23 protein-coding genes and 1 pseudogene are annotated in these 22,309 nt (G+C 72.9%); 11 read left to right on the forward strand and 13 right to left on the reverse strand.

Going from position 1 to position 22,309, the window contains the following annotated elements; translation table 11 throughout:
- The first annotated feature begins 62 nt into the window (after positions 1 to 62).
- Both BLW86_RS13095 and BLW86_RS13100 read left to right on the forward strand, forming a co-directional pair.
- Positions 63 to 2,666 carry a DEAD/DEAH box helicase gene (locus tag BLW86_RS13095; protein WP_093874202.1) on the forward strand — a complete coding sequence of 868 codons (2,604 nt, stop codon included), beginning with the start codon at positions 63 to 65 and terminating at the stop codon, positions 2,664 to 2,666.
- Positions 2,667 to 2,752: 86 nt separating this feature from the next.
- Positions 2,753 to 3,640: an alpha/beta fold hydrolase gene (locus tag BLW86_RS13100; RefSeq protein WP_093874203.1), complete on the forward strand. Its 888-nt coding sequence runs from the start codon at positions 2,753 to 2,755 to the stop codon at positions 3,638 to 3,640.
- Here the strand turns inward: BLW86_RS13100 and BLW86_RS13105 are convergent.
- A complete protein-coding gene (locus BLW86_RS13105) occupies positions 3,624 to 4,565 on the reverse strand; it encodes an NYN domain-containing protein (RefSeq protein ID WP_371129479.1) in 942 nt (313 codons plus the stop codon). The two genes, BLW86_RS13100 and BLW86_RS13105, sit on opposite strands and share 17 nt — an antisense overlap.
- Positions 4,566 to 4,740: 175 nt before the next feature.
- On the opposite strand from BLW86_RS13105, the gene BLW86_RS13110 reads away from it, so the two are divergent.
- Positions 4,741 to 4,893, forward strand: coding sequence for a hypothetical protein (locus BLW86_RS13110; protein ID WP_086024648.1), 153 nt, complete (start codon positions 4,741 to 4,743; stop codon positions 4,891 to 4,893).
- 101 nt (positions 4,894 to 4,994) lie between these two features.
- Here BLW86_RS13110 and BLW86_RS13115 read toward each other — a convergent pair whose 3' ends face one another.
- The 3 genes from BLW86_RS13115 to BLW86_RS13125 form a co-directional block, all read right to left on the reverse strand.
- Positions 4,995 to 5,600, reverse strand: coding sequence for a MarC family protein (locus BLW86_RS13115; RefSeq protein ID WP_093874204.1), 606 nt, complete (start codon positions 5,598 to 5,600; stop codon positions 4,995 to 4,997).
- Positions 5,601 to 5,901: 301 nt separating this feature from the next.
- Entirely contained in the window at positions 5,902 to 6,762 is an 861-nt protein-coding gene (locus tag BLW86_RS13120) for a PHP domain-containing protein (RefSeq protein ID WP_093874205.1), read from the reverse strand.
- Between the two features lie 153 nt (positions 6,763 to 6,915).
- Positions 6,916 to 7,554 carry a DUF6758 family protein gene (locus tag BLW86_RS13125; RefSeq protein ID WP_041131110.1) on the reverse strand — a complete coding sequence of 213 codons (639 nt, stop codon included), beginning with the start codon at positions 7,552 to 7,554 and terminating at the stop codon, positions 6,916 to 6,918.
- Between the two features lie 155 nt (positions 7,555 to 7,709).
- Here BLW86_RS13125 and BLW86_RS43135 point away from each other — a divergent pair.
- A pseudogene (locus tag BLW86_RS43135) lies at positions 7,710 to 7,829 on the forward strand (RNA-guided endonuclease TnpB family protein); the annotation flags it as partial.
- A gap of 191 nt (positions 7,830 to 8,020) precedes the next feature.
- Here BLW86_RS43135 and BLW86_RS13130 read toward each other — a convergent pair.
- Entirely contained in the window at positions 8,021 to 8,605 is a 585-nt protein-coding gene (locus BLW86_RS13130; RefSeq protein WP_093874206.1) for a suppressor of fused domain protein, read from the reverse strand.
- Between the two features lie 420 nt (positions 8,606 to 9,025).
- Here BLW86_RS13130 and BLW86_RS13135 point away from each other — a divergent pair, with 420 nt between their 5' ends.
- Together BLW86_RS13135 and BLW86_RS13140 are read left to right on the forward strand one after the other, a co-directional pair.
- Positions 9,026 to 10,153, forward strand: coding sequence for a magnesium and cobalt transport protein CorA (locus BLW86_RS13135; RefSeq protein ID WP_093874207.1), 1,128 nt, complete (start codon positions 9,026 to 9,028; stop codon positions 10,151 to 10,153).
- A 25-nt stretch (positions 10,154 to 10,178) separates the two neighbouring features.
- Positions 10,179 to 10,685 (forward strand): hypothetical protein, encoded by a 507-nt coding sequence (locus BLW86_RS13140; RefSeq protein ID WP_093874208.1) that lies wholly within the window; start codon positions 10,179 to 10,181, stop codon positions 10,683 to 10,685.
- A 42-nt stretch (positions 10,686 to 10,727) separates the two neighbouring features.
- Here BLW86_RS13140 and BLW86_RS13145 read toward each other — a convergent pair whose 3' ends face one another.
- Positions 10,728 to 11,105, reverse strand: coding sequence for a hypothetical protein (locus BLW86_RS13145; RefSeq protein WP_093874209.1), 378 nt, complete (start codon positions 11,103 to 11,105; stop codon positions 10,728 to 10,730).
- Between the two features lie 112 nt (positions 11,106 to 11,217).
- Positions 11,218 to 11,976 carry a hypothetical protein gene (locus BLW86_RS13150; RefSeq protein WP_093874210.1) on the reverse strand — a complete coding sequence of 253 codons (759 nt, stop codon included), beginning with the start codon at positions 11,974 to 11,976 and terminating at the stop codon, positions 11,218 to 11,220.
- A 291-nt stretch (positions 11,977 to 12,267) separates the two neighbouring features.
- Here BLW86_RS13150 and BLW86_RS13155 point away from each other — a divergent pair, with 291 nt between their 5' ends.
- The 3 genes from BLW86_RS13155 to BLW86_RS13165 are packed head-to-tail and all read left to right on the forward strand — an operon-like array spanning position 12,268 to position 15,270.
- Positions 12,268 to 13,539 (forward strand): magnesium transporter MgtE N-terminal domain-containing protein, encoded by a 1,272-nt coding sequence (locus tag BLW86_RS13155; protein WP_093874211.1) that lies wholly within the window; start codon positions 12,268 to 12,270, stop codon positions 13,537 to 13,539.
- A complete protein-coding gene (locus tag BLW86_RS13160; RefSeq protein WP_093874212.1) occupies positions 13,529 to 14,092 on the forward strand; it encodes a DUF1003 domain-containing protein in 564 nt (187 codons plus the stop codon). The genes BLW86_RS13155 and BLW86_RS13160 overlap by 11 nt, the downstream gene beginning before the upstream one ends.
- 44 nt (positions 14,093 to 14,136) lie before the next feature.
- Positions 14,137 to 15,270, forward strand: a complete 1,134-nt coding sequence (locus tag BLW86_RS13165; protein ID WP_093874213.1) for an Mrp/NBP35 family ATP-binding protein — start codon at positions 14,137 to 14,139, stop codon at positions 15,268 to 15,270.
- 45 nt (positions 15,271 to 15,315) lie between these two features.
- Here BLW86_RS13165 and BLW86_RS13170 read toward each other — a convergent pair whose 3' ends face one another.
- The 5 genes from BLW86_RS13170 to sigE form a co-directional block, all read right to left on the reverse strand.
- A complete protein-coding gene (locus tag BLW86_RS13170) occupies positions 15,316 to 15,921 on the reverse strand; it encodes a hypothetical protein (RefSeq protein WP_093874214.1) in 606 nt (201 codons plus the stop codon).
- Positions 15,922 to 15,995: 74 nt separating this feature from the next.
- The gene (locus BLW86_RS13175; protein WP_093874215.1) at positions 15,996 to 16,439 is read right to left on the reverse strand and encodes a sec-independent translocase; all 444 of its coding nucleotides are present in this window, start codon (positions 16,437 to 16,439) and stop codon (positions 15,996 to 15,998) included.
- Between the two features lie 91 nt (positions 16,440 to 16,530).
- A complete protein-coding gene (locus tag BLW86_RS13180; RefSeq protein ID WP_177181641.1) occupies positions 16,531 to 18,339 on the reverse strand; it encodes a S1C family serine protease in 1,809 nt (602 codons plus the stop codon).
- A gap of 75 nt (positions 18,340 to 18,414) precedes the next feature.
- Positions 18,415 to 19,350: an anti-sigma factor family protein gene (locus BLW86_RS13185; RefSeq protein WP_093878644.1), complete on the reverse strand. Its 936-nt coding sequence runs from the start codon at positions 19,348 to 19,350 to the stop codon at positions 18,415 to 18,417.
- Positions 19,347 to 20,105: an RNA polymerase sigma factor SigE gene (gene sigE / locus BLW86_RS13190; RefSeq protein WP_093874217.1), complete on the reverse strand. Its 759-nt coding sequence runs from the start codon at positions 20,103 to 20,105 to the stop codon at positions 19,347 to 19,349. The genes BLW86_RS13185 and sigE overlap by 4 nt, the downstream gene beginning before the upstream one ends.
- Before the next feature lie 142 nt (positions 20,106 to 20,247).
- On the opposite strand from sigE, the gene BLW86_RS13195 reads away from it, so the two are divergent.
- The gene (locus tag BLW86_RS13195; RefSeq protein WP_093874218.1) at positions 20,248 to 20,913 is read left to right on the forward strand and encodes an O-methyltransferase; all 666 of its coding nucleotides are present in this window, start codon (positions 20,248 to 20,250) and stop codon (positions 20,911 to 20,913) included.
- Positions 20,914 to 21,010: 97 nt separating this feature from the next.
- On the opposite strand, the gene BLW86_RS13200 is transcribed toward BLW86_RS13195, so the two are convergent.
- Positions 21,011 to 21,178 carry a DUF3117 domain-containing protein gene (locus BLW86_RS13200; protein WP_009997451.1) on the reverse strand — a complete coding sequence of 56 codons (168 nt, stop codon included), beginning with the start codon at positions 21,176 to 21,178 and terminating at the stop codon, positions 21,011 to 21,013.
- A 320-nt stretch (positions 21,179 to 21,498) separates the two neighbouring features.
- Between BLW86_RS13200 and BLW86_RS13205 the strand changes: the two genes are divergently transcribed.
- Complete coding sequence (locus BLW86_RS13205) at positions 21,499 to 22,302, forward strand: 2-cyclohexenylcarbonyl CoA isomerase (protein WP_093874219.1); 804 nt, start codon at positions 21,499 to 21,501, stop codon at positions 22,300 to 22,302.
- Positions 22,303 to 22,309 lie beyond the last annotated feature (7 nt).

Raw genomic sequence — 22,309 nt, forward strand, 5'->3', positions numbered from 1 at the left:
TCCCCGAGACGGCCGAGGCCCTGGAGGCCGTCGGCATCGTCACCCCCTTCCCCATCCAGGAGATGACCCTCCCGGTCGCCCTCACCGGCACCGACGTCATCGGCCAGGCGAAGACCGGCACGGGCAAGACCCTCGGTTTCGGCCTCCCCATCCTGGAGCGCGTCACCGTCCCCACGGACGTCGAGGCCGGCCGGGCCAAGCCCGAGCAGCTGACCGACGCTCCGCAGGCGCTCGTCGTCGTCCCCACCCGCGAGCTGTGCCAGCAGGTCACCAACGACCTGCTCACCGCCGGCAAGGTGCGCAACGTCCGCGTGCTCGCCATCTACGGCGGCCGGGCGTACGAGCCGCAGGTCGAGGCGCTGCAGAAGGGCGTCGACGTCGTCGTCGGCACCCCCGGCCGTCTGCTCGACCTCGCCGGCCAGCGCAAGCTCGACCTCTCGCACGTGAAGGTCCTCGTCCTCGACGAGGCCGACGAGATGCTCGACCTGGGCTTCCTGCCCGACGTCGAGAAGATCATGAACATGCTTCCGGCCAAGCGTCAGACGATGCTGTTCTCGGCGACCATGCCGGGCGCGGTCATCGGCCTGGCCCGCCGCTACATGTCGCAGCCGACGCACATCCGCGCCACCTCGCCCGACGGCGAGGGCGTGACCGTCGCCAACATCAAGCAGCACGTCTACCGCGCGCACAACATGGACAAGCCGGAGATGGTCTCCCGCATCCTGCAGGCCAACGGCCGCGGGCTCGCGATGATCTTCTGCCGTACGAAGCGCACGGCGGCCGACATCGCCGAGCAGCTGGAGCGGCGCGGCTTCGCCTCCGGCGCCGTCCACGGCGACCTCGGCCAGGGCGCCCGCGAGCAGGCGCTGCGCGCCTTCCGCAACGGCAAGGTCGACGTGCTCGTCTGCACCGACGTCGCCGCCCGCGGCATCGACGTCGAGGGCGTCACCCACGTCATCAACTACCAGTCCCCCGAGGACGAGAAGACCTTCCTCCACCGCGTGGGCCGTACCGGCCGCGCCGGCGCCAAGGGCACCGCGGTGACGCTGGTCGACTGGGACGACATCCCGCGCTGGCAGCTCATCAACAAGGCGCTCGGCCTGGACTTCCACGACCCGGTCGAGACGTACTCCTCGTCCCCGCACCTCTTCGAGGAGCTGGACATCCCGGCGGGCACCAAGGGCATCCTGCCCCGCGCCGAGCGGACCCGCGCGGGTCTGGGCGCGGAGGAGCTGGAGGACCTGGGCGAGCCCGGCGGTCGCCGTGGCCGCGGCCCCAAGGCCGCCGAGCGGACCGAGGAGGCTCCGGCCCGTACGCGGACCCCGCGCCAGCGTCGCCGCACCCGCGGCGGCGGCGAGCTCGACGACGCCCCGGCGGCGGCTCCGGCCGTCGAGTCCGCGGCGGACGAGGCCCCCGCCGAGGCCGGACCGCGCACCCCGCGCCGTCGCCGTCGCACCCGTGCCGCCGCGGCGGGCTCCGTGCCGGTCGCGGCCCAGGCGGTCACGACGGCTCCGGCCGCCGAGGCGCAGGCCCCCGAGGCCTCCGTGAAGGCGCCCGTCGTCGAGGCCCCGGCCGCCGCCGAGGTCCCCGTCAAGGCGCCCGTCGTCGAGGCCCCGGTCGCCGCCGAGGCGCCCGTGAAGGCCCCCGTCGTCGAGGCTCCGGCCGTCGAGGAGCCGAAGGCCCCCCGTCGCCGTGCCCGTGCCGCCCGTCCGGGGGCCGCTCCGGTCGACCGGGCCCCCGTGGCCGCGGAGCCGGCTCCGGCCCCGCGTCGCCGCCGCGCCCGGGTGGCGCGTCCGGTCGAGGAGACCGTGTCGTTCCAGACGCCCGAGACCGCCGCGATGGCCCTGATGGCGCAGCGGTCCTCCGAGGCGCCGGTCGTCGAGGCCGCTCCGGTCGTCGTCGAGGAGCCGAAGGCCGAGGAGCCGAAGAAGGCCCCGCGCCGCCGCACGGCCAAGAAGGCCGTCGCGGAGCCGGTGGCCGAGCCCGTCGTCGAGGCCGTCGCCGCCCCGGTGGCCGAGCCCGTGGCCGAGACCCCGGTCGCCGAGACCCCGGTCGCCGAGGCGCCGATCGTCGAGACCCCGGTCGTCGAGGTCCCCGGGCCGCGTCGCCGCCGTACCGCCCGTCGGCCCGCCGGTTCGCCGGTGACCACCGAGGCGCCGGTGGTCGAGGCCCCGGCCGCCGAGCCCGTCGCCCCTCCGGTCGCGGAGGAGCCCGCGCCGCGCCGTCGCCGTGCGGCCCGTCGGCCCGCCGGGTCCCCGGTCTCCGGGGCGGCCGCCGAGGTCATCGTCGTCGCTTCGGCGACCGCTCCGGTCGCCGTCGCCGAGCCCGTCGCGGCTGAGGTTCCGAAGCAGGAGGAGGCCCCGAAGAAGGCCGCCCCGCGCCGCCGCACCACGAAGAAGGCCGTGGCCGAGCCGGTCGCCGAGACCGTCGAGGCCCCGCCGGCCGAGGAGGCCCCCAAGGCTCCCCGTCGCCGCACGACCAAGAAGGCGGTCGTGGCCGAGGCTCCCGAGGCCTCCGCGCCGAAGACCGAGCCGAAGGCCCCGGCCCGCCGCCGCACGACCAAGAAGGCGGCGGCCGCCGAGGAGCCGGTGACCGAGGAGGCCCCGAAGAAGGCCGCCCCGCGCCGCCGCACCACGAAGAAGGCGGCGGCCCAGCCCGAGGGCTGATCCCCGTCGCCGGTCCCGAGCGGCCCGCCCCCACCAGGGGGTCGGGCCGCTCGGCCGTCTCCCGGCCTCCCCGTTACAGTCCAGATATGAGCAAGCCCCGTTCCCTCGTCCTGCCGCCCCGCACCCGTGCCCGTCGTCTGGAGACCGCGCGGGGGCCGTTCGCCGTGCTCGACACGGAGCCGGCGGGCGAGCGGCGGGGCACGGTACTGCTGCTGCCCGGGTACACCGGCAGCAAGGAGGACTTCCTCGCTCTCCTTGGACCGCTGAGCGAGGCCGGGTACCGGGCGGTGGCCGTGGACGGGCGCGGCCAGAACGAGACGCCGGGTCCCCGGGGCCGGGCCGCCTACCGTCGCAAGGCGCTCGCGCTCGACGCGGTGGCGCAGGCGGCGGCGCTCGGGGACGGCCCCGTGCATCTGGTCGGCCACTCCTTCGGGGGCCTGGTGGCCCGCGCGGCGGCCGCCCTCGCGCCGGGCGCCTTCCGTTCGCTCACCCTGCTCTCCTCGGGCCCCGGCCGGGTGGCCCGGCCGCAGCGGATCCGGGTGCGGGTGCTGCGCGCCGCGCTCGCGGTGCTGCCGAAGGAGCAGGTGTGGCAGGCCATGTGCTGGCTGGACAGCCGGGGCGAGGAGCCGGCCACGGGTGACACGCCGGAGCTGGCGGGCTTCCTGCGGCGACGCTGGATGCGCACCCGTATCGCCCAACTCGCGGGCACGGGACGGCTGCTGTTGGACCGTCAGGACGGTACGGAGGAGCTGGCCGCGCTGCGCATGCCGCTGCACTTCGCGTACGGGGCGGACGAGATGGTCTGGGCCCCGGCGGACCTGTCGGCGGCGGCCGCCCGCACCGGGGCGCACCACACGGTGGTGGCGGGCGCCGGCCACTCCCCCAATGTGTCGCACCCCCAGGAGCTGGCGGACCGCCTCGCCGGCTTCTGGGAGCGGACGGGCAGCCCGGCCAGGGTCAGTACTGCGCCTTGAGGTGCTGCCAGAAGCCGTCGCGCAGGGAGCGCCGGAGCGCGGCGTGGCCGCGCAGGGAGCGGCTGAGCAGGCGTTCCGCCTCGACGAGCAGGTCCTGGTCGACCCCTCCGGGCAGGTAGGGCGCGCCCGGCAGGAGTTCGGCGAGCCGGTCCCGGCCGCGCTCGGCGAGCCAGGCGGCCGCGATCTGGGCGCCGACGAAGCGCACCTCCTCGCGGGAGGGCGGCGGCTCGCCCTCGTTCTCGTACGTGGTGACGGGGCGGCGCGTGACGTACGGGCGGCAGAAGTCCAGCTCGAAGGTGCGCTGGCTGTCGACCTCCCAGAGCAGTGCCTCGGCCTGGTTGCGTCCCTCGGCGGCCTCGATGCCCCAGAGGTGGACGCGGGCGCCGTAGCCCTGGGCGGCCTCGACGGCCGAGACGAGGTCCTCGTCGCCGCCGACGAGGGCGGCGTCGCTGATGGCGCGGTGGCGGGCGAGGGACTCCAGGTCGGTGCGGATGAGGGAGTCGACGCCCTTCTGCTGGTTGCTGGCGTTGAGGTTGCCGAGGCGGACCTTGACGTCGGGGAGTTCGGCGATGGCCTGCTGCTCGGGGGTGTGGATGCGGCGGCGGGCGCCGTCGTACCAGTAGACGCGGAGGAGCCGGCTGTCCGCGAAGATCGTGCGGGCCTTGTCGATGAAGGCCTCGATGAGGCCCTCGGCGTCGAGGTCGAAGGAGCGCCGGTCCTCGGTGCCCGCCACCAGCAACCCGGCCGCAGCATGGACGTAACCTGCGTCGACGAAGATGGCGTGGGTGGAGGGGGTCTTGGCCACCTCGGCCAGCATCCGCTGCAGGAGCTCATTGGTGCGCTCCAGGCGGGTGTCCAGCGCGCACAGGCGGGCATCGGTGTCGGTGTGGGCCTCGGTCGGCCGGGGGGTGTCTGCGTCGTTCATACGGGGCTCATTGTCCGCCGCTCCGGGACCGGTCGCCACACTCTCTTACCTGCGAGTAGTTAGCCATCCGAAAATTTTCCTTAGCGTAAGGAATGTTTGCAGGATGCACGTCGTTACACCCATACGTAACGCAGTTCTCCATCAGGAGGATCAACTCAGACGAAGGGAGAAGCCCGTGCGCTTCGAAATCCTGCGACTCGACGACATCGACGGCACGCCCGTCGACCGGACCGTCGTGGACGCCGCCTCCGTCAATCGGATCGTGCAGCAGGCCGCCTCGATCGGCCAGCGCATCTGGATCCGCCCCGCCGAGACCTCGGCCTCGTAACAGGTCGGGTCCATCCCACGCACCGCGCCCCCGCACGGACTTCGCAAGAGCGGAATCCGTACGGGGGCGCAGTGGTGTCCGGGGCTCCCCCGGGTGCCGGCTCAGGCGTTCTGGATCACCTGGGTGATGCCGTTGATGATCTGCTGCACCGCGATGGCGGAGAGCATCATGCCGGCGAGGCGGGTCACCAGGACGACGCCGCCGTCCTTGATGACGCGGATGATCAGCAGCGAGTACCGCATGGTCAGCCAGAGCACGACGTGCATGGCGGCGATGGCGGTCCAGACGGAGACCTGCGAGGCCACGCTGTCGGCGTTCTGCACGGCGAGGATGACCGAGACGATCGCGCCCGGCCCGGCGAGCAGGGGCATGCCGAGCGGCACGAGGGCAACGTTGACGTCCTTGGTCTGCTTGGGCTCGTCGGTCTTGCCGGTGAGCAGGTCGAGCGCGATGAGCAGCAGCAGGAGACCGCCCGCGATCATCAGCGCGGGGACGGAGACGTGCAGGTAGTCCAGGATCTGCTGGCCCAGCAGACCGAAGACGGTGATGACGCCGAAGGCGACGGCGACGGCCTGCCAGGCCATCCGGCGCTGCACCTTGGCGGCGCGGCCGGAGGTGAGGGCGAGGAAGATCGGGGTGATCCCGGGGGGATCCATGATGACGAAGAGGGTGAGGAACAGCGAGCCGAAGACGGCGACGTCGAACACGGTGGGGTGCCTTGCGGGAGAGGTGGAACGGTGGGGTGTGTCCCTGCGGAGCGGAATGTGAGATTCCGACGACAGGGCAGGAGGAGCGCCACCGGGGCACGGCACGGAGCCGTACGGGCGGCGTGAGACGGGGTGCGGGTGGGCACGCACCGCTCGGGAGGCGGCGGGCACGGTGGCCGGCCGCCGTCACGGAGGAGCGGCGGAAGAGGGGCCCGGACGGGATCGGGGGCGTCCACCGGTCGGACCGGGCTCGCGGTGCCCGGCACCGCGCCCTGATCCGGCCCGACCGGCGGGACGCCTCCTAGAGCGCTCCGCCCGCGCCCGGGACCGGGAAGGCACCCGCGGCGCGGCGGGTGATCTCGCCGTAGATCTCGGGGTCGGTGGTGTACTCGCCGAGGCGGCAGGTCTTGCGGCTGCCGTGGTAGTCGCTGGAGCCCGTGGTCAGCAGACCGAGCTCCTTCGCGAGTCCGCGCAGCCGCGCCCGCGTCGCCTCGTCGTGGTCCATGTGGTCGACCTCGATGCCGTCGAGACCGGCCTCGGCGAGCCGGGCTATCGAGGCCTCCGACAGCACCTGGCCGCGCTTGACGGCGAGCGGGTGCGCGAAGACGGTGACGCCGCCGGCCGCCTTGACGAGGCGGATCGCGTCGACCGGGTCCAGCTCGTGCTTCTCGACGTACGCCCGGCCGCCGTCGGCGAGCCACTCGGGCGTGAACGCGCCGGACACGTCCGGTACGACCCCGAGCTCGACGAGCGCCTCCGCGACGTGCGGGCGGCCCACGGAGCCGTCGCCGGCGATCCGGGCGACCTGCTCCCAGGCGACGGGGACGCCGAGCTCCTGGAGCTTGGCGACCATGCCGCGGGCGCGCGGCACCCGGTCGTCGCGGACGAGTTCGCGCTCGGCGAGGAGCGCCGGCTCCTCCGGGTCGAAGAGGTACGCGAGCATGTGCAGCCCGATGCCGTCCATCCGGCAGGACAGCTCGGCTCCGGTGACGAGGGTCAGCCCCTCGGGCAGGGCCGCGATCGCCTCGGCGTGGCCCCGGGTGGTGTCGTGGTCCGTGAGCGCGACGACGTCGAGACCGGCCGCGGCGGCGTTCCGGACGAGCTCGGCCGGGGAGTCCGTGCCGTCGGAGGCCGTGGAGTGGGTGTGCAGATCGATGCGCACGACGCGGTACTCCAGGGGCTCGGCACGGACGAGGGACGCTCCAGCATAACGGGCGAATCGAACACGTCCGTACGGAACGTCACCGGACGCACGGTCCGAAAGACAGGCCCCGGGGCCACTCTCCCCGATCCGGCCCGACCCGAAAGACGGGCCCTACCCGAGCAGCCTCGGGGTGAGCGCGCCGCAGGGCAGCAGGTCGACCTCGGCCCCCGCGTCGCGCAGGTCCGTGAGGACCAGCTCGTCGTACATCAGGAGGCCCGACTGCTCGGGCCAGACGATCGCCCACAGCCACAGGCCGCGCGCCTCGCCCGCGAAGACCGCGCGGTCCTGCGGGGCGCCGGTGACGTGCCAGAGCGGGGTGGGGCGGCCGGCGGCGAGCACCTTCGCCTGGGGCGGCTTGTCGATGGCCATGCCGGAGCCGGGATCGAGGCCGTCGATGCCGGCGTACCGCGCGCCGAGTCCGACGCCGAGCTCCTCGGCGACCAGGAGCAGCTCGCCGATCCCGCCGAGCGGGCCGGGCCCGGAGCAGGCGACGGCCGTCGCGCGTCCGCCGCTGCGGTCGTCCCCGGCGTACGCGACTCCGGTGAAGAGCCAGCCGACGGGCAGGGGCCACGGCATCCACACCGGGACGTGGGATCTGTGCACCACGACCCCGAGGCCCTCGACACTGGGTGGGATCACGGGCTGGAGCGGGTGCACCGAGCCGTGCACGTCACACTGCCAGGAGTCGGCGAAGAGACCGGGCGCCCTGACCCTGCCACCGCACTTCGGACAACTGGGTTCGCCCCTCATAGGGCTCAACGGTCCTAGCTCTTCCGCCCCGCGTCAAGGACGACCACGAACGATCACCCGTCCGGCCCGGAGCGTTCACCCGGGGTGGGCACACGTCTCTCTACGGGCGGAATTCGACCGTCCGGGCCCGCAGTCGGCCTGACGTCCTCCCCGTCCGCTGGGGCACGGTCAGCATTCCCAAGATCGGGCGCGTGAAATTCCGGTGGCCCGGGGACCTTCCCGTCGGCCGGAGCGCCCATGGCGACAACCGCATCACCGGGGCGCGCCTGGTGAAGGTTCCCGCCGCCGGCACGTCTCGACGCCGCTCGGGCCGCGGGCACACCACAGCGGGCAGTCGCCAGGCGCGCTCGTCGCGTCGAACCCGCCGCTGCGAAGCAGGCGGGAGCCTCCCGGCCTCGGCCAGGAGAGCACCCCGGAACTACGCCTTCTTCACACATCGCGCATTCCCAACGAACCCGGCAGGGCCTCAGTCCAGGTTCACGGACCTGCGCAGCGGATCGCGCAGGTCCGTCCCCCGGGTGAGCCAGCGCTCCTCCAGGGCCTGCGCGCCGTGCACCCGCTTCCACGCCGCCTCGTTCGAGGTCATCGGGAGGAGGGGCAGGAAGCGCACCGGGTCCATCGGCTCGTCCAGCTCCAGGTCCTCCACCAGGCCGCCCGACTCGGCGACGAGCACCGAGCTGAAGGGCGCGCCGGGCCAGAGCGGGTCGCCGACGTCGAGCGAGGCGCCGGGGGCCACGATCACGCCCTCGACCTGCGGGGTGGCGGCGAGGACCGCGAGCGGGCGCAGCACCTTGTCGGTGTCGGCGAGCCCGCCTCGCACCGTGAGGACCAGCTCCGCGCGCGGGCCCTTCACCGGGTCGGCGAGCGCGGAGGTCGGATCGGCCATCGGCTGCGCGGACATCCCGAGGGTCGCGTACCGCACGAGGTCGCCGTCGACGAAGCGCAGCACCTCGATCCGGTCCGCGCCGAGGAAGGTCACCGCGGCCCGCGCGTCCGGTTCGCCGAGGGCGGTCCGCAGCCGGGCCTCGACCAGTGCAAGAACTTCTCCCATGTGGGGAGCATAGATCGCGTATGGAACGGGCAAAGTAAGGGATTGACCCTCTGTCGGCTGATAGTGTTGGCCACTGGTCGGGATTCCCGACTGCTCGTCACACGTCATCCCCGACAGGGGACCGGCCGGAGGAGGTGGGACTGCGATGGACCGAAGTCGGTCGGGCAGTACCAGCCGCTCTTCCGCCGCTCCGCATCCCCGCCCGGTGCGCTCCCTCCGGTGACGTCCGGGTCCGGCACGGACCCGCCCCTCCGGCATCTCGCTCGACGGAAGAGCATCTTTCGCCTTCCCCTGTCTGTAGCGACCGCCGTCTCCGCGCCCCTCCGGTGCCGCCCGCTTTGTGGACGACGTACCTCACCGTCCCCATTCCGGGCTGTGCCACGCTCCGCGCCGACGGCCGATCCGTGAAGGAGCACGCCCGTGTCGATGATCCGTGACCTCACCGCCGCCGTCCGCCCGAGCCTGCGGCACAGCCTGCGCAAGACCCCCACCACGTACACCTCGTACGACCCCACCCGTGACCACTCGGCCTCCAGCGCCGTGGTCGACTGCGCCGTCTACCGCGACGGGCGCCGGATCGACGACCGCGCGTGCCTCACCCCGCGCGGCGCGATGCGCCAGGTGCGGGAGAGCGGCGGCTTCGCGTGGATCGGGCTCCACGAGCCGACCGAGGCCGAATTCGCCGGTATCGCGGCCGAGTTCGGGCTGCACCCGCTCGCCGTCGAGGACGCCGTCCACGCCCACCAGCGGCCCAAGCTGGAGCGGTACGACGACACCCTCTTCACCGTCTTCAAGACCATCCACTACGTCGAGCACGCCGAACTCACCGCGACCAGCGAGGTCGTGGAGACCGGCGAGGTGATGGTCTTCACCGGCCCCGACTTCGTCATCACCGTCCGGCACGGCGGCCAGGGCTCGCTGCGCAACCTCCGCCACCGCCTCCAGGGCGAGCCGGAGCTCCTCGCCAAGGGCCCCTCGGCCGTCCTGCACTCCATCGCCGACCACGTCGTCGACGGCTACATCGCGGTCGCCGACGCCGTCGAGCTGGACATCGACCAGCTGGAGATCGACGTCTTCTCGCCGGCCGCGAAGGGCTCCACGCGCGGCACCGACACCGGCCGGATCTACCAGCTCAAGCGCGAGGTGCTGGAGTTCAAGCGGGCCGTCACGCCGCTGCTCCGCCCGATGCAGCTGCTCTCCGAGCGGCCGATGCGGCTGGTCGACCCCGACATCCAGAAGTACTTCCGGGACGTCGCCGACCACCTCGCCCGCGTCCAGGAGCAGGTCGTCGGCTTCGACGAGCTCCTCAACTCGATCCTCCAGGCCAACCTGGCGCAGGCGACCGTCGCGCAGAACGAGGACATGCGCAAGATCACCTCGTGGGCGGCCATCGTCGCCGTCCCCACGGCGGTCTGCGGCGTGTACGGCATGAACTTCGACCACATGCCGGAGCTGCACTGGAAGTACGGCTACCCGATGGTGCTCACCGGCATCATCGCCATCTGCTTCACCATCCACCGCACGCTCAAGCGCAACGGCTGGCTGTAGCAACGGGGCCGCTAGGCTTCGGGCCATGACAGAAGAGCTGCTCGGGTCCGCCCTCGTCGAGGAGGCCACCAAGAAGTCCGGCCTGGTGTGGGTGCGCGGCACGGGGCCCGCCCGCGCGCTCTGGCACGTCTGGCACGACGGCGCCGCGCACGTCGTCGGCGACGGCCCCGGCGAGCAGCCGCTGCCGGGGCTGGTGGACGGCGGCACGGCCGAGGTGACCGTCCGCAGCAAGGACAAGGGCGGCCGGCTCGTCGCCTGGACCGCCGCCGTCCGCGAGATCGCCCCCGGCACGGAGGAGTGGGACGCGGCGGTCGCCGAACTGAAGGGGAAGCGGCTCAACGCCCCCGACGGCGAGGCCATGCCCGAGCGCTGGGCGCGCGAGTGCCGCCTGGTGCGGCTCGACCCGCGGTCCTCGACCACGGAGCTGCCGGACGGCTCCCTGGCCGCCGTGCCGCTCCCGACGGCGGCGAACACCCGCCGCCCGGTTCCGGCGGGACTGCCGAAGCTGCTGTTCCGGAAGAAGAAGCGCTAGGTCCGGGGCAGCCGCTCGCCGTACAAGAGCAGCGGACAGGTGCTAGGCGACAGGAGCCGACTTCGGCCTCAGGCCCGACGGGCGGTCGGCGAACGCCTTCTCCGCGTCGACCTCGTAGCACACGTTGACGCTCGAGTCACCGAGAGTGGCATCGGCGAAGCCCTGGACGTCCGCTACGGATTCCGTCTCCCAGAGGCACGTCACGACGGATCCGTCGACGTGCGGGTAGAACTGCAGCACCCGGGTGCCGTCGGGCGCTCCGGTGCCGTCGATGAGGGCCTGGCCCCGGGGAAACGCCGTCTCCGGGTTCAAGATCTTGTGCTGGACCACGACGTACATGGGTTCCTCCTCGTGCGGTGCCGTGTCGTTCGACGGTTCGACGCGGGCGTTCGGAGGCGGTGCCGCGTCGGACGTGGTCACCCCTTCCATTGTGGGCCGGACGGTCACGCCCGGCCGAGTCCGCGGGGGGGGCAGACCACCAGGCCCGCCGGCAGGGGGACCGCGAGGCCGCTGTCCGCCGTACGGGGCACTCCTAGGTCCGGGGCAGCTGCTTGCCGTAGTCGAGGGTCTCCTCCTTCGACGGGGCGGTGAGCGGGAAGTCCTTGTTCCACTCGGAGAGCACCACGACGCCCCCTCCCCCGCCCCGCGCGAACTGCACGGGGTACGGCTCGCCGTCCAGGGACACGTCGAGCGTGCCGCCCTCGCCGTCGGCCCCGCCCTTGACCTTGACCGTGCGGACCCCGCCGATCTGGTCCCGGTCGCCCTTGACCTTCTCGCCGTGCAGGCCGATCAGCCCGTCGAGCAGCTGCCCCATGTCGGTGAAGCCGCGCAGCTGCTTGTACGAGGGGTCGCCCTGCGGGACCTTCACGTACTTGTCGTCGAGCGTGTCGGCGGCCTCGGAGTCCGCCTCGGACGGCGTGTCGCCCCCCTTGCCGTCGTGGGCCCAGAACCCGGCGTCGGCCTTCAGATAGAGCGCCTCGCCGACCCGCAGCAGCTCGAAGGTGCTGTTCTTCGTCGTCACCGAGCCGGCGGCGCCGTCCTGCTTGAGCCGCATGTTCAGCTTGAAGGTGCCGCCCTTGCTGACCAGGGTGCCGGACAGCCGTACCGCCTTCGCCGCGTCCGCCGCGGTCTGCGCCTTGCTCTCGATCTCGGGTGCGGAGAGTCTCCCCACCCCGTTCGTCCCCTCGTCCGGGTCGGCGGCGCAGGCCGTGAGCCCCACCGTCAGTCCGGCGCAGAGCGCCAGGGGCGTGACGGCCCTGCGGATACGCGATGACGGGGTGCGAACGGCCATCTGCGCTGCCTCTCGTGTCGTGGGGGGGGACGGGCGCGGCCCGTACGGGGTGCCGCGGACGGCCCGTGTTCCCGGCCGGGCGGAAGGGCCGGGTCCGGTGTCGGGGCCGATGGGGGGAACGGCAGACCGCAGCGTACCCGGGACGGGTGAGGGGCCCCGCAGGCAGCCGTACGGAGTCGCTGCCGGGGCGGGGCGGAACGTCACGGGCTAGCCTGAACCCGGCAAAGCTCTGCAATCCCCGGCAAAGCTCTGCGACGGCTCGGATCGTGCGGCATCGAGGAGGCGCGTGGCATGGCGGCAGGCGCCCCCCGGGTCTTCGTCTCCCATCTCGCCGGGGTCCCCGTCTTCGACCCGGTCGGCGACCAGGTCGGCCGGGTCAGCGATCTCGTCGCCATGCTCCGCGTCGGCCGCAGGCCGCCCCGGCTGCTCGGCATGGTCGTGGAGGTGCTGAGCCGCCGCCGGGTCTTCGTCCCCATGACCCGGGTCACCGGCGTCGCCTCCGGCCAGGTCATCACGACCGGCGTCGTCAACATGCGGCGCTTCGAGCAGCGCCCCACCGAGCGGCTCGTCCTCGGCGAGCTCCTCGACCGGCGCGTGACGCTGGTGGAGACGGGCGAGGAGGTCACCGTCCTCGACGTCGCCATCCAGCAGCTGCCCGCCCGCCGCGACTGGGAGATCGACAAGGTCTTCGTCCGGCGCGGCAAGGGCGGGGCGCTGCGCCGCAAGGGGGAGACGCTGACCGTCGAGTGGTCGGCCGTCACCGGTTTCTCCCTGGAGGAGCACGGGCAGGGCGCCGAGAGCCTGCTCGCCACCTTCGAGAAGCTGCGCCCCGCCGACCTCGCCAACGCCCTGCACCACCTCTCCCCCAAGCGGCGCGCCGAGGTCGCCGCAGCCCTCGACGACGACCGGCTCGCCGACGTCCTGGAGGAGCTGCCGGAGGACGACCAGATCGAGATCCTCGGCAAGCTGAAGGAGGAGCGCGCCGCCGACGTCCTGGAGGCGATGGACCCCGACGACGCCGCCGACCTGCTGTCCGAGCTGCCCGAGGAGGACCAGGAGCGGCTGCTCACCCTGATGCGGCCGGACGACGCGGCCGACGTGCGCCGGCTGCTCGCGTACGAGGAGCGCACGGCGGGCGGTCTGATGACGACCGAGCCGATCGTGCTGCGCCCGGACGCGACCGTCGCGGACGCGCTGGCCCGGGTCCGTCAGCAGGACCTGTCCCCGGCGCTCGCGGCGCAGGTGTACGTGTGCCGGCCGCCGGACGAGACGCCGACCGGCAAGTACCTGGGCACGGTGCACTTCCAGCGGCTCCTGCGCGACCCGCCGTTCACGCTGGTCGGTTCGCTCGTGGACAGCGATCTGCCGCCGCTCGGCCCGGCCACCCCGCTGCCGGCCGTGACCAGCTACCTCGCCGCGTACAACATGGTCGCCGCGCCCGTGGTCGACGAGAGCGGCTCGCTGCTCGGCGCGGTCACCGTCGACGACGTGCTCGACCACCTGCTGCCGGACGACTGGCGGGAGACCGAGTTCCACGAGGAGGGGGCCGGACATGGCGGCTGAGCGCACACAGGACCGGGAGCGCGAGCGGGAGCGGTCCGTGCCCCGCATCCGGCTCGACCTGCCGCGCGAGCGGCGGTCCCGGCTGCTGCCGGAGTACGACCCCGAGGCCTTCGGGCGCTTCTCGGAACGGATCGCCCGCTTCCTGGGCACGGGCAGGTTCCTGGTCTGGATGACCCTGACGGTCGTCGTCTGGATCGGGTGGAACGTCTTCGCGCCGTCGTCGCTGAGGTTCGACGAGTACCCCTTCATCTTCCTGACGCTCGCGCTGTCCCTGCAGGCCTCGTACGCGGCGCCGCTGATCCTGCTCGCCCAGAACCGGCAGGACGACCGGGACCGGGTCAATCTCGAACAGGACCGGAAGCAGAACGAGCGGTCGATCGCGGACACCGAGTACCTGACCCGGGAGATCGCGGCGCTGCGGATGGGCCTCGGCGAGGTCGCGACCCGCGACTGGATCCGCTCGGAGCTCCAGGACCTTCTCAAGGAGCTGGAGGAGCGTCGGGATCTATTCCCGTCCGACGAGGACCGCGGAAGTGACGTACCCGACCGTTGACAGCCCTTTCATCGGCCGGTGGTCGGCGCCGTACCATCGTCGGTATGGCTACGGAAGACGCGGTGCTCGAAGCACTGGCGACGGTGAACGACCCTGAGATCAACAAGCCGATCACTGAGCTCGGCATGGTCAAGTCGGTGGAGATCGAACCGGACGGCAGGGTCGCCGTCACGGTCTACCTGACGGTCTCCGGCTGCCCGATGCGCGAGACCATCACGCAGCGCGTCACCGAGGCCGTCTCCGGCGTCGAGGGCGTCACCTCCGTCGACGTCTCGCTGGACGTGATGAGCGACGAGCAGCGCAAGGAGCTGGCGGCGGCGCTGCGCGGCACGAGCGCCGAGCGCGAGGTCCCCTTCGCGAAGCCGGGCTCGCTGACCCGGGTGTACGCGGTGGCGTCCGGCAAGGGCGGCGTCGGCAAGTCCTCCGTGACCGTGAACCTGGCCGCGGCGATGGCCGCCGACGGTCTGAAGGTCGGCGTCGTGGACGCCGACATCTACGGCCACAGCGTGCCGCGGATGCTGGGCGCGGACGGCCGTCCGACCCAGGTCGAGAACATGATCATGCCGCCGTCGGCGAACGGCGTGAAGGTCATCTCCATCGGCATGTTCACCCCGGGCAACGCCCCGGTGGTGTGGCGCGGCCCGATGCTGCACCGCGCGCTGCAGCAGTTCCTCGCGGACGTGTACTGGGGTGACCTGGACGTCCTCCTGCTCGACCTGCCGCCGGGCACCGGCGACATCGCGATCTCGGTCGCGCAGCTCGTCCCGAACGCGGAGATCCTCGTGGTCACCACCCCGCAGCAGGCGGCGGCCGAGGTCGCCGAGCGGGCCGGCTCGATCGCCGTCCAGACCCACCAGAAGATCGTCGGCGTCGTCGAGAACATGGCGGGCCTGCCGTGTCCGCACTGCGACGAGATGGTCGACGTGTTCGGCACGGGCGGCGGCCAGAAGGTCGCGGACGGCCTGACGCAGACCACGGGCGCGACGGTCCCGGTCCTCGGCTCGATCCCGATCGACGTACGGCTCCGCGAGGGCGGCGACGACGGCAAGCCGGTCGTCCTCTCCGACCCCGACTCCCCGGCGGGCGCGGCCCTCCGCGCGATCGCCGGCAAGCTCGGCGGCCGCCAGCGCGGCCTCTCCGGCATGAGCCTGGGCATCACGCCGCGCAACAAGTTCTGAGACACGGCGAAGGGCGCCCCCCGGTGGGGGCGCCCTTCGCCGTGTTCAGGCGCCGTACGCGCCGAGGTCCTTCACCTGCGAGAACCCGAGCCCGTACGCGCTCATCCCCCGCCCGTACGCCCCGATGTGCACCTCTCCGGTGGATCCGGCCAGCACCCAGCCGAGCTCGGACTCCCGGTAGTGGAACGGCACCGGCACCCCGTCCACGGGCAGCGACAGGGTCGTCCAGGCCGGCCCGTCGAGGTCGTCGGCCAGCTCGAAGGCCGTCTCCGTCTGCTGGTCCAGCCAGTGGTCCCGCAGCGCGTGGTCGAGGGAGGCGGGCCAGGTGTGGGCGAGGAGCCCGGAGCCGGCCAGCCAAGCGGCGGAGGAGACGGTGGTGGCGTCGAGGACGCCGGTGCCGTCTCCGGTGCGGCGCACGGGGTTCGCGGCGACCGTCACGACGACGGCGAAGCGCTCCTTCTCCGCGCTGCCGGCCTCGGACTTTATCGACGGCTCGTCACCGTGGCCCATCGAGCCGTGCTGGACGGTGCCGTCCGCCGCCGTGCCGACCTGCATCAGCCGGCGCGGGCCGGTGAACGCCTCGTCCAGCCCGTACCAGGCGAAGGGTGCGCGCAGAAAGCCATCGGCTTCCACCCGACTCGTCGTCTTCATCTCGGCCGCCTCCTCGTTCCGTCAACAGAGGGAGGATAGCCACCGAGGAGGAGCTGTTCGGTGACAGGCCGTCGTCAGGTGGCGTCGGAGTCGTACGGAGGACGCTCGGCCGTGCCCTGTTCGTCTCGCTTGTCCTGCTTCTTCAGCAGGTCCGGGGAGCCGTTGACCGCGGCGGGCGCGGGCGCCGACTCGCGGCCGTGGACGGCGTCGGCGACCTCGTTCATCTCCTTCTTGAGGTCGAAGGTGCCGCGCAGCTCCTTCAGCTCCTTGAGGTCCTCGTTGCTCTCCAGCTGCTTGCGGAGGAACGTCTTGGGGTTGAGGTCCTCGAACTCGAAGTCCTTGAACTCCGGTCCCAGCTCGCTGCGGATGTCCTGCTTCGCGCTGTCGGAGAACTCGCGGACCTTCCGGATGAAGCGCGAGACGTCCTGGATCACCTTCGGGAGCTTGTCCGGCCCGAAGACGAGCACGGCGAGGACCACGAGCGTCACCAGCTCGAGTGCGCCTATGTCGCTGAACACCTAGTAGCTCCTTCACGCCGGTCCAGGGCCCGGTCCACGGTACCCGCCCAAACTGTCGGACGGGTACCTTGCGGTGTCCGCCACACGGCGCTCAGGTGCCCTGCGAGGACCCGAGCGTCAACGTCTTTGTCAGCTCTTTGCCGTCCCGGCTCAGGGTGAGCTCCAGTTTGTCGCCGGGACGATGGGAGCGGATCTTCACGATGAGCTCCTCGCCGTTGTGCACGCGCTGGCCGTCGACCTTGGTGATGACGTCCCCCGGCCGGAGCCCCGCCTGGGCGGCCGGGCCGCCGGCGGTGACGGAGGCGGAGCCGTTCTTGCCCTTCTCGCCGACCCGGGCGCCGTCGCCGTTGAACTGCATGTCGAGGCTCACACCGATGACGGGGTGGGTGGCCTTGCCGGTGTTGATGAGCTCCTCGGCGACGCGCTTGCCCTGGTTGATCGGTATGGCGAAGCCGAGGCCGATGGAGCCGGGCTGGCTCGCGCCGCCGCCCTCGCCCTCGCCGGAGCCGCCGCCGGCGGCGCGGATCGCGCTGTTGATGCCGATGACCTGCGCCTTGGAGTCGAGCAGCGGGCCGCCGGAGTTGCCGGGGTTGATGGGGGCGTCGGTCTGGAGCGCGTCGACGTAGCTGATGTCGCTGCCGTCGCCCTTCTCGCCGCCGGCGGTGATCGGGCGCTCCTTGGCACTGATGATGCCGGAGGTGACGGTGTTGGAGAGGTCGAAGGGGGCGCCGATGGCGACGACGGGGTCGCCGACGCGGACGTTGTCGGAGTTGCCGAGCGGCAGCGCCTTGAGGCCGGAGACACCGGTGACCTGGACGACGGCCAGGTCGTAGCCGGTGTCCTTGCCGATGAGCTTGGCGCGGGCCGTCTCGCCGCTGGAGAAGGTCACCGAGATGTCCTCGGAGGACGCGGCCCCGTCGACGACGTGGTTGTTGGTGAGGATGTGGCCCTTGGTGTCCAGGACGAATCCGGTGCCGGTGCCGGAGGAGCCGTTGCCCCGGACGTGCAGGGTGACCACGCCGGGCAGGGCGCTGGCGGCGATCCCGGCGACGCTGTCGGGGGCGCGGCCGGTGTCCCCGGCCTCGGCCTGCGGCAGCTCGACGGTGGTGAGTCCGCCGTTCCGCTCGACGTACGCGCCGATTCCCCCGCCGATGACGCCGGTGACCAGGGCGAAGGCGAGCGCGGCCGCGATCGCGAGCCCCTTCCGGGACTTCTTCGCGGGCAGCGGCGGGGCGCCGGTCCCGGGGGCGCTCCAGGGGTCGTACTGCACCCAGGGCGCGGCCCCGCCCTGGGGCTGCGGCTGCGGCTGCGGCTGCGGCTGCGGGTGGGCGTGCGCCTGCGGGTGGGGCTGGGGGTGCGGGTGTGCCTGCGGCGGTACGGCGGCGGGCGGGCGCTGCACGGGCGGTGCGGGCGCCCACGGCCCCGGCTCGCCGTAGGGCGGCGTGCGGTACTCGTCGGGCGCGTGCAGGGGCTGCCGCGCCTGCGGCGCGGGGGTCCGGTCGAGGGCCTGCGTCTCGGCCGCGGCGGGCACGGGGGCCGCCGGGGGTACGGTGGCGGGCTCGGCCGCGGGCTCCGGCGCGGTCTTCGTCAGCTCGACGGCGGGCTCGGGCGCGGACTTCGCCGGCTCGACCGCCGGCGCGGGCCCGGACTCCGGAGCCGGGACCTCCGCCGCCTGCCCGGAATCGGCCGCCACGGGCTCCGCCGCGAACGGCTCGGGTGCCTGGGGTCCGGGGACGGGCGCCGGGTCCTTCAGGTCGGCCGGCTCCTGCCCGGAGGAGGGCTGGGGCGCGGGCAGGGGGAAGTCACCGTCGCCCTCGTCGGCCGGAGGCGGCGTGGGTATCCGCGCCGCCTCCGGTGTGCTCGAAGGCCGGCTCCACCAGTTCGGCTTCCCGTTGTTCATGCTCTCCCCGCAACAGCTGACCCGTCCGCGCCCTGGGTCGGGCGCCCCTGTCCCTGGATTCAACCAGGTCGCGGGTCAGCGGTGGGAGCCGAGCGGTCCTGCCGTCGGACTCGCCATCGGGCTGGGCCCGGGGGCGAAGGCCAGCCGGAGGGCCGGAGCCGTCGGCCGTACGAACGGCGAGAGGGCGAGGAGCGACTGCGGGGCGGGGCTCCGCAGCCGTACGGCCACGAGCGGAGCGGCGGCGGAGCGCACCGCGTCCGGCGGGACGGCGCCCGACGGGACCGTGCCCTGGGCCACGGCCACGACCGGCCCCGGCGGGACCGCGGCCGGGGGCACCGCGGCGAGCGGCTCGGCGTCGCCGACGGACCGGGCGCCCGCACGCTCGCCGGAGCGCGTGCCGCGCCCGGCCGCGGTCCCGGTGCCCGTGCCGCCGCCGGTCGCGGTGGCGCGCAGCGGGGTGACGGCGCTGCCGGTGCCCTGGCCGCCGCGTGCGCTCGCGCTCACCGAGGCTTCGAGGGGCAGGGTGCCGCCGAGGGCGATCGCGGCGAACGAGACGGCGCTGGCCGCCGCGAAGGCGAAGCGCCGACCCCGTCCGGAGGCCCCGGAGGGCCGGTGGCCGACGGCGTGGACGCGGAAGCCCGTGCCGGGGACGTCGGGGTGCGGGGTGACGACGGCGGTGGCGAAGCCGTCCGACTTCACTCCGCCCGCGCCGAGGAGCTCTTCGAGGGGGCCGCGCGGTCCGCCGGGCCCTCCCGGCTCGCCGGGTCCCCCGGGAAGCCCCTGGAGACGGGCGAGGAAGCCCTCCGAGGGCGGCGGAGGAGCCGCCGAGGCGAAGACGCTCTTCAGCGTGCGCTGGGCGTCCGCCTCGGCCTTGCAGCGGGCGCAGGTCGCGAGGTGGGCGAGGACCCGCTCGCGGGCGTCGTGGCCGAGCTCGCCGTCGACGAGCGCGGCCAGCCGGTCCCCGAGATGGTGCTCCGCGGGGGTCGGCGACGTGGGACGTGTGCCGCTCACGCTGTCGCTGCCTCCCATCCGACGGAGGCGAGCGCACGCTCCGCCCGGGCCTCGGGCGAGCGGTGCTTGAGCGCCTTGCGCAGGTGGGAGCGGCCCCGGTGGATGCGGCTGCGGACGGTGCCGAGCTTCACGCCGAGGGTCGCGGCGATCTCCTCGTACGACAGTCCCTCGATGTCGCAGAGGACGACGGCCGCGCGGAACTCGGGCGCGAGGGTGTCGAGGGCCTGCTGCACGTCGGCGTCGAAGTGCGTGTCGTTGAACGCCTGCTGCGGCGAGGGCTCGCGGCTGGGCAGCCGCTCGGCCGCGTCGTCGGCGAGCGCGTCGAAACGGATGCGCTGCTTGCGGCGGACCATGTCGAGGAAGAGGTTGGTGGTGATGCGGTGCAGCCAGCCCTCGAAGGTGCCCGGGGTGTACGTCGACAGCGAGCGGAAGACGCGGACGAAGACCTCCTGGGTCAGGTCCTCGGCGTCGTGCTGGTTGCCCGTCAGGCGGTAGGCGAGGCGGTAGACCCGGCCACTGTGGGTGCTGACGATCTCCTCCCAGGTGGGAGGGGTCCACGCCTGCGATTCCGCATCCGATGCGAAGGTCGCGGTGGTGGGAGCGGAGTCGGTGGTGCGGAAACGGTCAGCGGTGTCGGTCACGGATTTCGGCTCACCCGCCGACCTGAGAAGACGCCGAAGCACTCCTCCCCGATCCACAGGCGCAGCCGCACCTCCCCTGTCGGCTCTGGTGGTGTCCAGTGGAGCCCCTACCATAGCCACCTCGCCCGTTAGCTCCGGATAAGAATCTTTACGCGAATTTGGAACCGGGTCGCCCGGCTCCCTCCCTCGCATCCCTACCCCTGGTGAACGCACGGTCCCATCTGCGGGTTCCCGCTGACAGCGGATACAGTCACCGTTGCGTCAACTACGGGGACAGGAGAGGGCCATTACCGCCAACCGGCAGACGAGCTGGTCGTTCGCCGACGCCTTCGTCGCCGAGGACGAAGCTCTGCGCTGGGCCCGTGAGCGGGCCCGGGAGGCAGGGCTGCCCTCGGTGTCGCCGGGCACCGGTGGGGCGCTGCGCCTGCTCGCCGCGACGGCGGACGCCAAGGCGGTGGCGGAGATCGGCACCGGCACGGGCGTGTCCGGGATCTATCTGCTGCTCGGGATGCGCCCGGACGGGGTCCTGACGACGGTGGACCTCCAGCCGGAGCGGCAGCAGCTCGCCAAGACGGCGTTCCGGGCGGCCGGCTTCGCGGGCAACCGGGCCCGTTTCATCCCCGGCCGCGCCCTGGACGTGCTGCCCCGGCTCGCGGACGGCGGATACGACCTCGTGTTCTGCGACGGCGACCGGCTCGAGTACCTGGACTATCTCGCTGAATCGTTGCGCCTGCTGCGACCGGGGGGTCTGGTCTGCTTCGAGGGGGTCTTCGCCGACGGCCGCACGGTCGATTCGGGGGCCCAGCCGGCGGAGGTCCAGCGGGTCCGCGAGCTGCTGCGCGCGGTGCGGGAGAGCCAGGAGCTCGTCCCCTCCCTGCTGCCGGTGGGCGACGGCCTGCTCTGCGCGGTACGGCGCGGCTGACCGCTCGTCCGGCGGGGGCGCGCCGCCGCCGGAGACACCGCTGCCCCGGGACGGCGGACCGTACCGGGGCAGCGCTCAGGAATCGTGGAGAAGAGGGTCAGCCGACGACCTTCTTGAGGGCGTCGCCCAGTGCCTCGGCCTCGTCCGGGGTCAGCTCGACGACAAGCCGACCGCCGCCTTCGAGCGGAACGCGCATGACGATGCCCCGCCCCTCCTTGGTCACCTCGAGCGGGCCATCACCCGTCCGCGGCTTCATGGCCGCCATGCTTGTTCCCCTTCCTGAAACCAGCTCATTGTCAGCCGGGCAGCTCCTTGATGTGGAGCACGCGTCACCGGCTTCGAACACATTGCTTCCAGGTCATTATCCCGCATGGCAGGACCCGATGACCAACATCGCTCGGCATCGCTTGCGCAACGCGCTCTCTCAAAACCCCACATTTCGGGGATCGGCCTGCGATACTTCGCCGCTCGACGTCGGAGCGGCTCCTTCGATCTTTGACGTCTTTGACGCACCTCACATGGGCGGCACGGGTGATCTCCGCCATGCTGGGCTGGTCAACCACGCAATGAGGCGAAGGGATCCTGATGGCCGACACGGTGCTGTACGAGGTGCGCGACGGGCTCGCCACCATCACGCTCAACCGGCCCGAGGCCATGAACGCGATGAACGTGGCGACGAAGGTCGCCCTCCGGGACGCCGCGGAGACGGCCGCGGCCGATCCCGCCGTACGGGCGGTGCTGCTCACGGCGGCCGGTGACCGGGCGTTCTGCGTGGGCCAGGACCTGAAGGAGCACGTCGGGCTGCTCACGGCGGACCAGGAGTCCGGCACGAGCGAGACCATGAACACGGTCCGTGACCACTACAACCCGATCGTGCGCGCGCTCACCGGCATGCGCAAGCCGGTCGTCGCGGGCGTGAACGGCGTCGCCGCCGGGGCGGGCTTCGGCTTCGCGCTCGCGGCGGACTACCGGGTGGTCGCGGACACGGCCTCCTTCAACACCTCCTTCGCGGGCGTGGCCCTCACCGCCGACTCGGGCGTGTCGTGGACGCTGCCCCGGCTGATCGGTGCGAGCCGGGCCTCCGACCTGCTGCTCTTCCCGCGCTCGATCAGCGCCCGGGAGGCGTACGAGTTGGGCATCGTGAACCGGCTGGTCCCGGCCGCCGACCTGGCGGCCGAGGCGGAGAAGGTGGCCCGCACCCTCGCGGAGGGCCCGACGGTGGCGTACGCGGCCCTGAAGGAGTCCCTCGCCTTCGGCGCCGACCACTCCCTCACGGAGGCCCTCGGCAAGGAGGAGGAGCTCCAGACCCTGGCGGGCGCCTCGGAGGACCACACGATCGCGGTCCGCGCCTTCATCGCCAAGGAGAAGCCGAAGTACCTGGGCCGCTGAGGCCCGC

The organism is Streptomyces sp. TLI_105 (genome assembly GCF_900105415.1).
Lineage (GTDB): Bacteria > Actinomycetota > Actinomycetes > Streptomycetales > Streptomycetaceae > Streptomyces.